At 49.9% G+C, this 13,006-nt stretch carries 14 protein-coding genes and 1 riboswitch; of the genes, 4 read left to right on the top strand and 10 right to left on the bottom strand.

Features of this window, described 5'->3' with window-relative positions:
* Positions 1 to 498: 498 nt before the first annotated feature.
* Both PLA01S_RS23560 and PLA01S_RS23555 read left to right on the top strand, forming a co-directional pair.
* Complete coding sequence (locus tag PLA01S_RS23560; protein WP_127594268.1) at positions 499 to 1,101, top strand: nitroreductase family protein; 603 nt, start codon at positions 499 to 501, stop codon at positions 1,099 to 1,101.
* A gap of 182 nt (positions 1,102 to 1,283) precedes the next feature.
* Positions 1,284 to 1,386, top strand: a riboswitch (TPP riboswitch).
* 84 nt (positions 1,387 to 1,470) lie between these two features.
* The gene (locus tag PLA01S_RS23555) at positions 1,471 to 2,076 is read left to right on the top strand and encodes a YkoF family thiamine/hydroxymethylpyrimidine-binding protein (RefSeq protein WP_127594267.1); all 606 of its coding nucleotides are present in this window, start codon (positions 1,471 to 1,473) and stop codon (positions 2,074 to 2,076) included.
* A gap of 75 nt (positions 2,077 to 2,151) precedes the next feature.
* Here the strand turns inward: PLA01S_RS23555 and PLA01S_RS23550 are convergent, their stop codons facing one another.
* Together PLA01S_RS23550 and PLA01S_RS23545 are read right to left on the bottom strand one after the other, a co-directional pair.
* On the bottom strand, positions 2,152 to 2,247 hold the full coding sequence (locus tag PLA01S_RS23550) for a sporulation protein YjcZ (protein ID WP_100538228.1): 96 nt from the start codon (positions 2,245 to 2,247) through the stop codon (positions 2,152 to 2,154).
* Positions 2,248 to 2,364: 117 nt separating this feature from the next.
* Positions 2,365 to 3,063 carry a nucleotidyltransferase domain-containing protein gene (locus PLA01S_RS23545; protein ID WP_127594266.1) on the bottom strand — a complete coding sequence of 233 codons (699 nt, stop codon included), beginning with the start codon at positions 3,061 to 3,063 and terminating at the stop codon, positions 2,365 to 2,367.
* Between the two features lie 144 nt (positions 3,064 to 3,207).
* Between PLA01S_RS23545 and PLA01S_RS23540 the strand changes: the two genes are divergently transcribed.
* Together PLA01S_RS23540 and PLA01S_RS23535 are read left to right on the top strand one after the other, a co-directional pair.
* Positions 3,208 to 3,930 carry a class I SAM-dependent methyltransferase gene (locus PLA01S_RS23540; protein ID WP_127594265.1) on the top strand — a complete coding sequence of 241 codons (723 nt, stop codon included), beginning with the start codon at positions 3,208 to 3,210 and terminating at the stop codon, positions 3,928 to 3,930.
* A 184-nt stretch (positions 3,931 to 4,114) separates the two neighbouring features.
* The gene (locus PLA01S_RS23535; protein ID WP_127594264.1) at positions 4,115 to 5,365 is read left to right on the top strand and encodes a methyl-accepting chemotaxis protein; all 1,251 of its coding nucleotides are present in this window, start codon (positions 4,115 to 4,117) and stop codon (positions 5,363 to 5,365) included.
* 200 nt (positions 5,366 to 5,565) lie between these two features.
* On the opposite strand, the gene PLA01S_RS23530 is transcribed toward PLA01S_RS23535, so the two are convergent.
* The 8 genes from PLA01S_RS23530 to PLA01S_RS23495 all read right to left on the bottom strand — a co-directional run bounded on the left by PLA01S_RS23530 (position 5,566) and on the right by PLA01S_RS23495 (position 12,997).
* Entirely contained in the window at positions 5,566 to 6,126 is a 561-nt protein-coding gene (locus PLA01S_RS23530) for a histidine phosphatase family protein (protein ID WP_127594263.1), read from the bottom strand.
* On the bottom strand, positions 6,123 to 6,587 hold the full coding sequence (locus PLA01S_RS23525) for an NUDIX hydrolase (protein WP_127594262.1): 465 nt from the start codon (positions 6,585 to 6,587) through the stop codon (positions 6,123 to 6,125). The genes PLA01S_RS23530 and PLA01S_RS23525 overlap by 4 nt, the downstream gene beginning before the upstream one ends.
* 3 nt (positions 6,588 to 6,590) lie before the next feature.
* The gene (locus PLA01S_RS23520) at positions 6,591 to 7,298 is read right to left on the bottom strand and encodes a class I SAM-dependent methyltransferase (protein WP_127594261.1); all 708 of its coding nucleotides are present in this window, start codon (positions 7,296 to 7,298) and stop codon (positions 6,591 to 6,593) included.
* Positions 7,299 to 7,399: 101 nt separating this feature from the next.
* Positions 7,400 to 7,948, bottom strand: a complete 549-nt coding sequence (locus PLA01S_RS23515; protein WP_127594331.1) for a nucleotidyltransferase family protein — start codon at positions 7,946 to 7,948, stop codon at positions 7,400 to 7,402.
* A 348-nt stretch (positions 7,949 to 8,296) separates the two neighbouring features.
* Positions 8,297 to 8,482, bottom strand: coding sequence for a hypothetical protein (locus tag PLA01S_RS23510; protein WP_074961828.1), 186 nt, complete (start codon positions 8,480 to 8,482; stop codon positions 8,297 to 8,299).
* Between the two features lie 261 nt (positions 8,483 to 8,743).
* Positions 8,744 to 9,655: a ribokinase gene (gene rbsK / locus PLA01S_RS23505; RefSeq protein WP_127594260.1), complete on the bottom strand. Its 912-nt coding sequence runs from the start codon at positions 9,653 to 9,655 to the stop codon at positions 8,744 to 8,746.
* Positions 9,656 to 9,675: 20 nt separating this feature from the next.
* On the bottom strand, positions 9,676 to 11,796 hold the full coding sequence (locus tag PLA01S_RS23500) for an ADP-ribosylglycohydrolase family protein (protein WP_127594259.1): 2,121 nt from the start codon (positions 11,794 to 11,796) through the stop codon (positions 9,676 to 9,678).
* A 46-nt stretch (positions 11,797 to 11,842) separates the two neighbouring features.
* Complete coding sequence (locus PLA01S_RS23495) at positions 11,843 to 12,997, bottom strand: ADP-ribosylglycohydrolase family protein (RefSeq protein WP_127594258.1); 1,155 nt, start codon at positions 12,995 to 12,997, stop codon at positions 11,843 to 11,845.
* Positions 12,998 to 13,006 lie beyond the last annotated feature (9 nt).

Raw genomic sequence — 13,006 nt, 5'->3', positions numbered from 1 at the left:
CTAAACACCCGGGATCTTGCAATTTTCATCACCATTCTCATTGAGATTGATTATCAATCGCGTTCTGATATGCATTATATCATCCTCATTCTGGCTCGACAAGTATAATTGAGAATGAAAATCAATTAATTGGTTCATATATGTATATTTTGTTCATGAATTGTTCATAATATGAAGTTTCGAGGAGACATAACTAATATCCACAGGCAGAGTCACACTTTCGTTAAACTTCCCTTTAATGAGGCTTCTCTAAAAACTAGACGAATTCAATTCATATTAAATACATAAGAAAAATTATATTTAATCAAAAGCCGTTGACAATTGCTCTAAGTTATATTAATATCCTAACATAATTATTATTTCTAACTAAACGTAAGTTAATATGGAATGATAATTAAATTGATTGCAAAAAAAAGCAAAATGCATATTTGCTTGAAGTAAAGGACATCTTCTTATCAGGCGAATGCAAATTCGATTACACCAGGAGGTTTTTTTTCAATGTCTAAAGATTTTTCAACTGCACTCAAAAATCGCCGTTCTTATTACGGGATTAGCAAAGAATCCGTTATCTCGGACGAGCGTATTCAGGAAATCGTAAACGAAGCGGTTAAGTATACCCCTTCTTCTTTCAACTCCCAAAGTGCACGCGTCGTTGTATTGCTTGGCGAACAGCATGATAAACTGTGGAACATGACGGAAGGCATCCTGAAGGAAGTCGTTGGCGATGAAGAAGCCTTCAAATCCACGGCCGACAAAATGGCTGCATTCCGCGCTGGTTACGGTACGGTATTGTTCTTCGAGGACAACAACGTCATTGCCGGGCTGCAACAAAACTTTGCCGCTTATGCCGACAACTTCCCGGTTTGGTCCAACCAATCCAACGGCATGCTGCAATTTGTAGTATGGACATCCCTTGAATCAGAAGGTCTGGGTGCATCCCTGCAGCACTACAACCCGCTGATCGACGAAAAAGTAAAATCCGAATGGAACATCCCGGAAAGCTGGAAGCTGATTGCTCAAATGCCTTTCGGTAAGCCGGTTGCTGAACCAGGCGAAAAAGAATTCGCGCCGCTGGAAGATCGCGTGAAAGTATACAACTAATCCAATAGATGAAAAAACCGCCTCCCTAAGTTCCTGCAACTGGGATAGGCGGTCTTTTTTATAATGGGCAAAGATTGAAAAACCGATCGCAAAACGATACAATTACACAGGTAAGAACCCTCGAACTCCTACGATAACGGAGGCTCCGGGGCAAACTTACAATAACCAACTACATAGGATGTTGGCTGTACTAGGGGTGCCATGTGCTGAGAGACGGCGGGCTGCCGTTAACCCTTATCACCCGATCTAGGTCATACTAGCGTGGGGAAGTGTAGCATTTATGTTTATTTCTTTTCGTAGGCATAACTGCACCTTCTTCATGGGGTGCGGTTTTTTTGCGTGGACTTATATTATGGGGAGGAAATGACAATGAATGAGCTTGTATGCGGAACCAGCCGGATCGTCGGATGCCGGTTCTCGGTATTTCCCATGACGGACCGGTTTGTGGAGGTCATCATGGACGCACTACAATCTGTGGATACGGAGAAAGTGTGGATTCAGACAGATGATGTGAGCACCTGTATTCGTGGACGAGCAGAGCATGTCTTTGATGTTACAAGGGCGATATTCGCCCATGCCGCGGCGAGTGGCGTGCACACCGTTTTTAATGGTACTTATTCCATCGGTTGCCCCGGTGATACGGACGCCGATGTATATATGACTGAGGATTCGACCCTCTTAAACCGTGACATCGGAGAACATGCCAAAATCGAGACTGCCTGCCAATTCGCTCTTTACCCCATGGGTACCGATAACTATATGGATGTCATCTACAGTGAAGTAAATCGTGCGAAGGAAGCCGGGACATTCGCCGGAAGCGTTCATTACGCCAGCCGATTGGACGGGTCCCTGTCCCGGGTATTTGGATCGCTTGAAGACGCGTTTTTACATGCAATTCAATCCGACAGCAGCCATCTGGTCATGACTGCAGTTGTGTCCGCACACAGCCCATCAATCAAAGCCGCATCGAATTGAGTTCCATTGAGGCAGACAAAAGCCCGGCAAAAGCCGGGCTTTCCTGTCACTAGCTGCCAAGAATCTTTTGGCAGTTTAAACCCAAGCACTCAAGATAATTACGAGCAGGATAAAGAGAACCAAGATAGTTCCTACTGAATTGCCCCATGCGCCGCCGTATTCTCCGCTCATGAAGATCCCCTCCTGGATTTAAAGAATGACGTGATGTAATCACACTATTATAGTATTGCCCGCTTTGTGCTAGTGTCACGGCTAATGTACCTCTCTTTATATATTGGTTAGGAAATATTATTCCTCATAACCAATGAGAAGCTTCCCTCCGTACGGACGGAGCATTTCCTCGGTAAATGCCATCAGAGCTGAAGGATCATCCTGGCGATACATCGCCGCGAGCGCTGCTTCCAATCGGTCTCCCAAGATTGTGTCATAGCGGCTGAACAGCCGGAACAGTGTTTTCCCTTCACCCGTCCACTCCCGGTTCACCCTAAGTACAAATTCACAGAGAATCGCCGCTATTTTGTGCACTGTAAACCATTTTTCGCCATCCCTTCGTGGACCCTCCAAGTCCAGCATGTACTCGGTTAGCATATAACGGTATTGGTCCATGTCGGTTAGCGTCAAGGGCATGGGGCCGTAATTCAAATCGCTTCGGGCTTCCGCCCGTACCTCTTCTCCCTCGGGCAGAGCGCGCAGCACCGTCCCTTCCGCAATCATCCTCTGCATTGACGGATTCGCCGCCATGACGCCCTCGTCGAAATATTCGCGATACGAGGATAAAGACAATATAAACATTTCCGCGATCCACCCATGTGCCTCTATCGTCTTCCTGCAAAAATCATATCCGTCCCGTTCTATGACCATGATGTCCAAATCGGATTGTTCATTATATTCGCCTCTGCTCGCACTGCCGCCGAGCACAGCAAGCAAACAGTCGGGATAATCGTGTTGAATGACACGTTTCGCTGCCTCTACCGGTTCCATCCTCATGACGTTTCCTCCAATACGACTCTAATCCTCCCGAAAAAAAGGGCTCAAAATATCTAATTCAGCTAAAACCCTAAACGTACCTGAATCATATGGTAAATAAACGATTACCCTCATGTTGATCATAAGGAAGAAGGGATAGATGAGATGAACTATATTCATATGCTCTCCAAATTAGGCATGGGCAGTGCCCACCCTGGAGGATTCGAGGCAACCCTCAGAATGCTGAAGAATTATCCCATTCAACCGGGCAGCCGCATTCTGGAGGTGGGGTGCGGAACTGGCAGAACCGCATGCCATCTTTCGGAGATGGGGTATCAAGTGACCGCCATTGACCTAAACGAGAATATGATCAAAAAAGCCCGCGCAAGAGCCGAGGCTATGGAAATCGATGTCCAGTTCCATCAGGCGGATGTATGCGCATTGCCTTTCGAGGACAACCAATTTGATCTGATCATGGCCGAGTCCGTTACTGTATTTACAGATACTTCGAAATCGCTGCCCGAATATTACCGCGTTCTGGATCATGGAGGTGTCCTGCTGGACAGAGAATTGCTGCTAGATAAGCCCATGCCGGAGGCAAAGCTTCAGGAACTGCTCGAATTCTTCGGGATCCCTAATCTCATGATGAGGGAAGAATGGGCGGAGTCGCTCTTGGCTTGCGGGTTTAAACAAGAAGAGATTCTGGAGTACAACCACTTCAATGAGCAGTTAAAGGAAGAGCAAACACGTCATCTGGATACATTTGAACAGCGCGATAAAGGACTTCTGTTCGATGTTGCGCTTTGGGAAACGCTGTTCAAGCATGACCGCATGATCCTGGACAATACCGATTATCTCGCTTCCGCCTTATTCCGGGCTGTAAAATAAAATCATTTCATATCTGTGCATTAAGGGGGATTCGCATATTCGCTGCGTATCCCCTCTCCCTCCTCGAATTTCAGTTCTTTCGACCTAATTCAACACTTTTTGTCATTTCGTTCTATCTAGTTTTGCCCGTCGATGCTATAATCATGGTAAATATATCCTATGTTGTTGAGGAGGACTCATTCTTATGGCATGGTTCAACAGACTCCCTATCTCGCGGAAAATCACCGCAGCCTGTTTTCTCATTGCCGCTTTGTTTGCGGTTCCAATGCTGCTTGCATTTATTCTAATGGGTAAAGCAATCATTGGTGTGGTCATCGTCGTGGCACTAACCGGTCTTACGTTTCCTCTTTCTCGCCTCATTGAGAAAGCGCTTACGAATTCCTTTGCGGAAATCTCCAGCGTTTCCGCCAAAATCGCTAAAGGCGACTTCACCTTCCAGGTAGAAGAGGTTGGGGGAATGAACGATCTCAGCCGAACGTTCAACAGCATGGTGGACAAGCTTCGTAAAATATTGCAGGAAACCTCGGATATCACCCGCCAGGTCATGACGTCAAGCTCAAACATCTCGATTAAAAACCAGGAGCTCATTCAAGTGATGAATCAGGTCTCCTTATCTTCCAATGAGCTGGCCGTCGGCGCTAACGAAATTTCGGAAGACGTAGCCGAAATGACGCATTCCATCCGTGAGATCGAAGAGAAGGTCAGCAATTATACGCATTCAACCCAGGAAATGAATACCCGTTCGATCGAAACGCTGGGACTGGTTGAGCAAGGAAGGGACTCCGTTGCCAAGCAGTCTGCCGGAATGCAGCGTAATATTGACGCAACGGCCAAGGTCTCGGAATCCATTGATGCACTGGCCCAGAGTGCCAGGGGAATTACGCAGATCACGGAGACGATCTCGGAACTTGCCGATCAGACCAACTTGTTATCCTTGAACGCATCCATTGAAGCCGCAAGAGCAGGCGAGCATGGCGCGGGCTTTGCCGTCGTAGCCCAAGAAGTGCGTAAATTGGCCGAAGAATCCACGTCATCGACACGGGAAGTATTCAATCTCGTTCGGAGCATCGAATCAGACGTGAAACATGCGACTCAGAACATTAAAATTAATGAAGAGGTCGTCAGGCAGCAAACCGAAATGATCCGTGAGGCTGAGCTGGTGTTCATGGAGATTGTAAACAGTGTGCAGTATATTTCGGAGCAGATCGCTGCTTTCTCCAAGGAGAGCGAATCCATGCTGGAAAGTGCGAAGAGCATTTCTTCCGCAATTCAGAATATATCGGCGATCACACAGCAATCCGCCGCAGGAACGGAGCAGGTGTCGGCATCCATGAATGAAGGCATCTCATCGATCCAGAAGATGGCCGAGGAAGCAGAAGCGATGAATAATGCCGTCTTCCGGCTGCAAAAAACGATCAACATTTACAAATTTTAAGTATGCTACAGACTACATAATGTATACTGCTTTCGAGGCGACTATGGACCGAAATGCAAGAAATGGCTGTGCGAGGATAACATCCTGAGCACAGCCATTTTTTCATTTGTCACATTATTAAATCTGACGAACCGTTTGTCATGAGAGCAAATCTTCAAATGGGGCAGCTCCCTTTTTTTATCATATAGAGTACACCAGCATTATTGCTCGCTCCATAACCGCGCTATATTCGCAAGCCGTCCTTCTTCAAACTCGACTCGGTATATATCCGGCAGCGTCATTCCTTGCCAGAACTGATAATCGAATCGTTGATCATAATGCTGCAGCATGAGTGTCATAATGTCGCCATGCGTGCCAATCACGACACGCTTGCTTATATGTGTATTCAGGATTTCCTCCAGCACCTGGACTGCTCGGCTTTGCGCGGTTTTGCTGGATTCCCCTCCGGGGAAGGAAGTGGCTGGATCCTGAAACAGTATCTTTTTGGCATCGAGGAATGAATGCCCCTGAAAATCTCCGACATTCCGTTCCCTCAAGTCCTCTTGCTCCGCAATCGGTAGTCCTAAAGCGTCCGCCAATGGTTGGACCGTATCCTTGGCTCGCTGATAGGGGCTTGATATGATAACGTCAATCCCTTCCCCCAGGAGTAATTCCTTGACTCGAACCGCAGCGAGCGAACCCTCCGCAGACAATCCCCGCGACCTTTCCTTCCCCTCGATAAAGAGAGATTCCGCATGTCTCACAAAATAGAAAGTTGTCATCCCTCAACCTCTGCTTCTTTAGGAGTCTCACCCTTTAACTCGGGCTCCATCATCATCTCTACAAATGGTGTTAAAGGTAACAAACCCAATGACTCCAAAGGAATCCATTTTGCTCCTAATGAGTCCTGGCCGTCACCGTCCGTCTTGATCACGGCCTGATGATCCAGCAGCTCGACATCATACATAATGCCGATGTGATGCAGCTCTTCCATCTGATTCGCTTCATACTGATATACGATCGTGTAGGATACAGCCGTCCGAATGCTCCCCTTAATTGGAGAAAGCCCGGTTTCCTCTATAAATTCACGCTGCAGCGTATACTCCGGCTCTTCTCCGAACTCAATGGAGCCGCCCGGTAAATCCCACTTCCCCTTGTGCGGCCCTCTCGCTTTCTGGATCAACAGGATATGATCATGCTGAATCAATACTCCATAAACGCCGAGATGCGTATGTTTCACCACGGGTCAACACACTCCTTTTCTTGCAGTGAAGGTGATCCATTGACTTCGGAATAGTACGTCTCTCCCATCCTTCACTTCTTGAATATTCTGCTGCACCTGCCGCCTCGTTAAGATCTCCCATTCCGAATACAGCTCATCAAGGATGGAAAAGGCCCTGTCGGCGGATAGATTCAACTCGATTAAGCCTTCCTCCTCCAAGCCCGTTTCCTGATCGATTTCCTTAACCTCTGTGCTCATCAATATGCAATGTATACCCTGCTCCACGGTTCCTGCCTGCATCTGTTCGATCTTGGATACGAAGGCTTCCTCGGAGCTCATATGCTCCAGACATGAACATGCAACGATGTAATGATAGGTATCCTCGGCAATTTCATAGTGCTCCACGTCTGCCACAAGTGCCTCAAGGTTTGAGCTTACGCCATGCAATGCGGCATACTGCCGCAGCTTGTCGACTGCCGATGGCAGCAGATCCACGCAGGTGACCCTCCCGTTCGCCGATTGGATCCGCTGCGCAACCGGGATACTATTACGCCCAACGCCACAGGCCAGATCCAGTACCCGCATCTCTTGAAATGACAATAATTCCAAATGATCCAGGACCGTCTGAACGGGCTTGGCTAACCAGCTTCCAGGTTGAAATAATACAGCTTGTTCATATAGTTTCTCGTGATACGACATTTCCTTTTCACGTGAGCGGTTAAATATGTCCATACAACAGCCCCTCGTTCCGGCCGTTAATAGGCCACTCTATAAATTCCACATGGACAAGCTCATTTCCTTGCTCACCGCAGCTCCTGGTTGGATACCTTTGTCTAATCATCGCTTATCGTTAGCTGTGGCCAAAGATCCTTCCATTGCTTCTTCCCTACCCGTTCCAAATAATAGCTTCGCTTATGGAAGTTAGGGCTTCTGCGAACCCGAAGCGCAAATAAATCCTCCAATCCGTAAGGACAGCAGAGCTCAAGCTCTCCCTCGGCGTTCAGCCTTGCCCCGACCGCGGTAGCCGTCTCCGGCCAATAGGTTAACGCTGCATGGGTCGAGTTATAAGGCTCATCTCCATTCTTCACATGCATTCTGGCCTGATTCTTAACCGACCATTTCAGGTTCCCCGTCGAGATCCTTAAATGTTGCTCCAAGTCTGCATCCCGCTCTTCAGAAACATCCTCCGGATCGAAGTATACAACATCGATATCTGTATGCCGGTCCGTCCCTTCTAACCCATGAAGCAAGTCCCACACATAATTTCGAATGTAGCCTGCAGCAATATAGCATTGCGGCAGCCCCAAGTCGCGAACGCTGCCCAAATCGGTCATCAATTGCTTATGCTGGCTTATGTACTCCTTTAACCGTTCCTCTAACATACCATCCACCGCCATTGACATGATATTCTTCTTCGCCCTCTTACAATTCAACCTCCACCGGTTCTTCTATTGGATAGCCCCAACTTGAATAAGAGCATAACCCTAAAATCCTGTATCCGTGTAAAAAAGCATAGACCGCTTCACGAGGAAAACGGTCTATGCACGCTCATAGGTAAATCTATTATATTCCAAATAATCCCTGATCGGCAAGACAGGCAGGGATTATAGGGCGCAGCGGGTGATGCCCGAGCTGCGTGTTGGGCCAAGCTGTGCATTCCGGGCTGGAGAGCAGGCTGCCCAGCCCAGCAGCTGTAAGAGAGCTAGGCGTGTCTTTCATCGGGAAGCAGGCTAAACAGCCGCGTCCACTCGCTCCTGCGAAGCACCGTCGCAGCGCTTGCACACTTTCAGGGCAGTTCCGTCCGATTTGGTTCGGGGATACAACAGTTTAGTCCGGGTACTCTTGCACACCGGGCATGTACCGCGGGCGCGAGTTGGTAGGTTCCACAAGGATTTGCCTCTTTTTTGTTTTGCCATTAGCCAGATACCCCATTTCATAGATTCATTATCTTCACTCTTACATATATGAATGGGTTCGGCAGAACATGTCGGGCAGCTCCATTTAGATCACATAACATGTCTCACAGCCATTGCAACCTCATCAGATCCGGAGTAGATGGTTCGTATAGATGGTGGATCACCGTCATGACACGTCTCCATAGCACGTTCGAAATGCGAGGGGGGAAGATAACAAAAGCGAGAAGGCAACTAAGACGCCCTCTCGCTTTTTGCAACGGATTACTTATTCATAAAAGTCAAAATCTCTTCCTTGGACGGTATGGAGGCTTGTGCGCCCGGACGGGTCACCGTCAGTGCAGCCGCTGCAGTTGCAAACTGAAGCGCCTCTTCCGTTTCCAGTCCCTCCGTGCAAGCCGCCGCATAAGCACCGATAAAGGTATCTCCTGCGGCCGTGGTATCCACAGGTTTGACGCGGAAAGCCGGAACAGTGAAACGATCGCCCCGTGCATTCCCATAGAAGCAGCCTAACTCGCCAAGGGTGATGATCACGTTGGAGGTGCCTCTGCCGATGATCGATGCTGCAGCAGCATCAGCTGATGCAGCGTCCTCCACCTTTAGGCCGCCTACCACTTCTGCTTCCGTTTCGTTCACAATCAATGTATCTATCAGCGGTAACACATCTTGAGGGATCTTTCGCGCAGGCGCCGGATTCAGCCAGACGCGTACGCCTGCATTGCTGGCCGATTGGATAACATATTGCGTCGTCTGCCACGGAATTTCATTCTGCAGCAGCACAGCATATACTCCATCCCACTTCACCTCGGCGGCAACATCCTCTTCGGTCAGCCGTCCATTGGCTCCTTCCGAGAGCACGATATAATTCTCGCCTTCATCATTGACCGTGATGATCGCAATTCCTGAGGTGCCTGGCTTGGAGAGGACCGATGTAACGCCAACCCCGCGCTCTTCCAAGGAAGTAACCAGCGTATTCCCAAATGGATCAAGGCCAACCGCACCGACCATGGTACAATCCGCACCGGCCGAGGCTGCAGCCACAGCCTGATTCGCCCCTTTACCTCCAGGAAAAAAAGATGTGCCCCTGCTATGAATCGTTTCCCCCGGCCGGGGAAACTGCACTACTTTACTCACAACATCCATATTAATGCTTCCAATGACAACCAGCTTACGCAAAGATAACCCGCTCCCTTCTCTTAAATCGGCTTCGGCTCCGTTGTACGGACGTGAACATCCTTGATCTCATTCTCGCCGTCCTCGAGGCAGCCAAAGCCGAACATGCCATGACCATAGGCGGTTTCCTTGCATTCCAGCACATTCTCTCCATTAATATACAAGATGAACCGATCCTTCTCGGACACCAGCTTCAGGCGGTATTCTTGACCCAATGCCCAATCGTATCTTGCCGTAATCAGACGCTTGATCCCGAAGTCCTGTTTCATAAACGATACGGAGTTCGGGCCGTCGAAGCCGGCCAGATAATGACGCATGACGCCCTGCGCCCTCGTAATCAGACAATGGCTGTTGCCGGATATCGGTTTGATGGTCGCCTCCATCTCCATATCTCCGGCGTAGTAATTACCGGAATAGGACGAGGTATCCCCTTGCGAAGTACAATGCAGCACGCCGTCACGCAGTCCCCATATTCCCCGATGATGCGAGAGTGGAGTGATAGAAGCGAACTCTTTAGCCTGCTTGGCAAAATCGATTGTATAGTCCGCAGCTCCCGTGATGCGGAATTGCCCGACGAACAAACTTCCGATGGCGCGGTTCAAGAGCGGCGACGGGCTCTCGAGTATCCAGCCGATCTCATCGATCATGGCGCCTTCGGTATCCGGAATGACGAATTCAACCGCATTCCACTCTCCGCCCGCGGGAGTAAACGTTGCCAATCGAATGTCCTCCTGCGTATAGGTATTGCGCACATACGGAGTCAAGGTTACCGGTTCCCCTTCCCACTGATCCACATGAATTTGGGCGGATACGGTCTGTCCGCTGTAGGCCAGGGGGGCAAAGGTCGGCTTATATTTCTCATCATTAAACTCCGCCCGGCGATAGAACGGTTTATAGTAGATTTTGCTGCTGTCGCCTTCGACCAGTCGGTCAAAGACGACTTCTAAGGAGCCTCTGCCGTCATAGGCATTCTTGGTTGAATGGCGCAAGACAGGCGTCTTGAACGAATTACTCGTCCGAAAGCCGTGCGTGGAGCCCGGCAGGTCGAAATCGAAGTAGACCTCCCCTTGCTTCACCCGCCGCACCAACGCTTCAGGTGCCTTCTCTCCGTTGAGGCGATAACCCAGCAGGGCAAGCTCTTTTGCGAATGTCGGAAAATCCACCAGGTTCAAGTACCCCGACACGCTGGAGGCTACGATAAAGTCATTAATCGGCTTGCGATAGTGTTCTGGAATCCCCGCCAAACCGCCGTATACGCCGAGGATCGTCCCTACGTTTCCTGCATTGCAATCGGTATCCCAGCCGCACATTGATGCAATCTCTACCGTACGTGCAAAATCTCCCTCACCGTACAACAGAGCTACCACGCAGACCCCCGCATTCGGGATAATGTGGCAGACCCCCGTATATTTATCGTATCCCCAGTGATCCTCCAAGTATTGACGACACGCCCGGAAATCCGATGGATGCTCCCGGTGGAAGTCCAACACCGCATGGACCACGCGTGCATAGGTGGAGTCATCCGGAATCATGCGAAGTCCTTCCGCGATAATCTCATCCATGGTTGAAGCATCAAAGGCTTTGGCTATGCAAGCAGCCATGAAGCGGGCGCCATACAGCCCATTGCCGTCGTGGGAGACGCTGGCTGCTTTTTCGGCGTAATCCGCTGCTTTTTCCGCTTGCCCAGGGAACAGCAGGCCCCATGAATCAATGAAGATCTGGCCGCCGATCTGCTCCGCCATCTCCGTGCCGTTGACCTCGATCGAACCGGAACGAGGGGCCGGGATGCCTTTGCGCAGATTCACATAGGCGCGGTGCTCGGTACTGATATCCTCGCCGCCCCACCAGAACATGCCGATCCCTTCCCTTGCGTAATTGAGCCATGCTTTGCCCACATCTTCCGGCTCTAACTCTCGGTCCGTCGCATCGTCATACAGCGCACGAATAAAGAAAACCGGACCGTTTGCATCATCGTCCGCGGCAAAGGTTTTGTACGGCTTCACGTAATCCCGGATATCGCCGTATACGTCCCGAATGCGTTCATACGTCCAAGCAACCGGTTCAATGGGGGCACCGAGTCTTATGCCAATGTTCATACCGATGAATCCCGCATATACCGTCTCTACATAATGTTTAGGTATCATTTGCTCTCCCTCCTAGCTTTGAAACCATGTCCTTGCACATGAAAAGCTAACGATTCATAATTCGCTTTCGGTTCTCGTTGATCCGCAGATCCTCCTCAATGATCTTCGCGGCAATGCCGCTGAACCGGTCGGCGATGACACACAGGTCCAAGCGGTTCACCTTATTCAATTGCTCGATATCTTCCTTGCGGATGACCTCGCCGCCATACATGGCGCCCAGGATCACCCCGGCCATGACGCCGATCGAGTCCGTATCACGTCCGGAGTTAACCCCGTCCAGAATCGAACGATAGTAATCGCCTTCATTGAGAACGATAAACGCCAGTGCTATGGGCAGCTCTTCAATCGACCATAAGCGGCTTGGGGTGTAATGGTTGCTTGGGATGCCAACCTTGTCGATATGCCGGCTCACGTCATCGCCCATCGGGGAATATTTAAGCATGATCGCCTGAAACACCTCGATCACTTTGTCCATGTCTTCCCGCTCCTGCCGCAGATCATAGGCAGCTTGCGTCATCTCTTGAATGGCAGCTTTCGTGCCGTCTTTTGCCAAGCTGATGGCGGTGCGGACAATATCGTCCACACTCACCCCCGGCTCAAACGCCTTCGCCACGCAAGCGGCCAGTACGCCCGCAGCTTCCAGGCCGTAGCTGCTCTGATGACCCATCGCAAACAGGATGGCTTCATCATAAGCTGCCTTGGGATTGCCCGCATTGACGATCCCGATCGGGGCGATGTACATCGCCGCCCCGCAGTTCACCATATTCCCGATGCCGCCTTCTCTCGGGTCGCAATTGGCCAGCACATGACGCATAAAGATATATTTTTCCGGATAGAACAATCGATCGATGATCAACGCTTCCTCATTCAGCTCAGGGACAAACATCTTGCGGAACGCAATCTCCTTCACGAATTCATTGCCCATATCATACGCATCCAGATGCCTGCCCTCGGTAAGATACACATTCATAAGCGCAATGGTCATCAGCGTATCGTCCGTGACAATCCCGTCGCCCCTTACCCGTCCGAGCCGGACGTCGGCGGGCAGATCCATCTTATGCCACCTTGTCATCAGGGATTCCACGCGTCCGTATTTGGACTTGATCTCCCCGTACGTCAATTTCTCGATTGGAGCTCCCATTGCGTCTCCGAGCGCGGTGGATATCACCACGCCCCTCACCCGGTCACGAAACGAAGTCATAGTCATAGG

The organism is Paenibacillus lautus NBRC 15380 (assembly GCF_004000945.1).
Classification (GTDB): Bacteria; Bacillota; Bacilli; order Paenibacillales; family Paenibacillaceae; genus Paenibacillus_AQ; species Paenibacillus_AQ lautus.
Note: the sequence above shows the minus strand (reverse complement) of the source record. Positions and strands in the feature narration are given on the sequence as shown.

What these genes read in the sequence shown, in the direction of transcription:
- PLA01S_RS23545 (WP_127594266.1), bottom strand. Translation starts at nt 3,063, where the DNA reads ATGAGGATGGAACCGGTAGAGGCAGCGAAACGTGTCATTCAACACGAT.
- PLA01S_RS23510 (WP_074961828.1), bottom strand. Translation starts at nt 8,482, where the DNA reads ATGGCAAAACAAAAAAGAGGCAAATCCTTGTGGAACCTACCAACTCGC.
- PLA01S_RS23515 (WP_127594331.1), bottom strand. Translation starts at nt 7,948, where the DNA reads ATGTTAGAGGAACGGTTAAAGGAGTACATAAGCCAGCATAAGCAATTG.
- PLA01S_RS23530 (WP_127594263.1), bottom strand. Translation starts at nt 6,126, where the DNA reads ATGACAACTTTCTATTTTGTGAGACATGCGGAATCTCTCTTTATCGAG.
- PLA01S_RS23550 (WP_100538228.1), bottom strand. Translation starts at nt 2,247, where the DNA reads ATGAGCGGAGAATACGGCGGCGCATGGGGCAATTCAGTAGGAACTATC.
- PLA01S_RS23540 (WP_127594265.1), top strand. Translation starts at nt 3,208, where the DNA reads ATGAACTATATTCATATGCTCTCCAAATTAGGCATGGGCAGTGCCCAC.
- PLA01S_RS23495 (WP_127594258.1), bottom strand. Translation starts at nt 12,997, where the DNA reads ATGACTTCGTTTCGTGACCGGGTGAGGGGCGTGGTGATATCCACCGCG.
- PLA01S_RS23520 (WP_127594261.1), bottom strand. Translation starts at nt 7,298, where the DNA reads ATGGACATATTTAACCGCTCACGTGAAAAGGAAATGTCGTATCACGAG.
- PLA01S_RS23535 (WP_127594264.1), top strand. Translation starts at nt 4,115, where the DNA reads ATGGCATGGTTCAACAGACTCCCTATCTCGCGGAAAATCACCGCAGCC.
- PLA01S_RS23560 (WP_127594268.1), top strand. Translation starts at nt 499, where the DNA reads ATGTCTAAAGATTTTTCAACTGCACTCAAAAATCGCCGTTCTTATTAC.
- PLA01S_RS23555 (WP_127594267.1), top strand. Translation starts at nt 1,471, where the DNA reads ATGAATGAGCTTGTATGCGGAACCAGCCGGATCGTCGGATGCCGGTTC.
- PLA01S_RS23500 (WP_127594259.1), bottom strand. Translation starts at nt 11,796, where the DNA reads ATGATACCTAAACATTATGTAGAGACGGTATATGCGGGATTCATCGGT.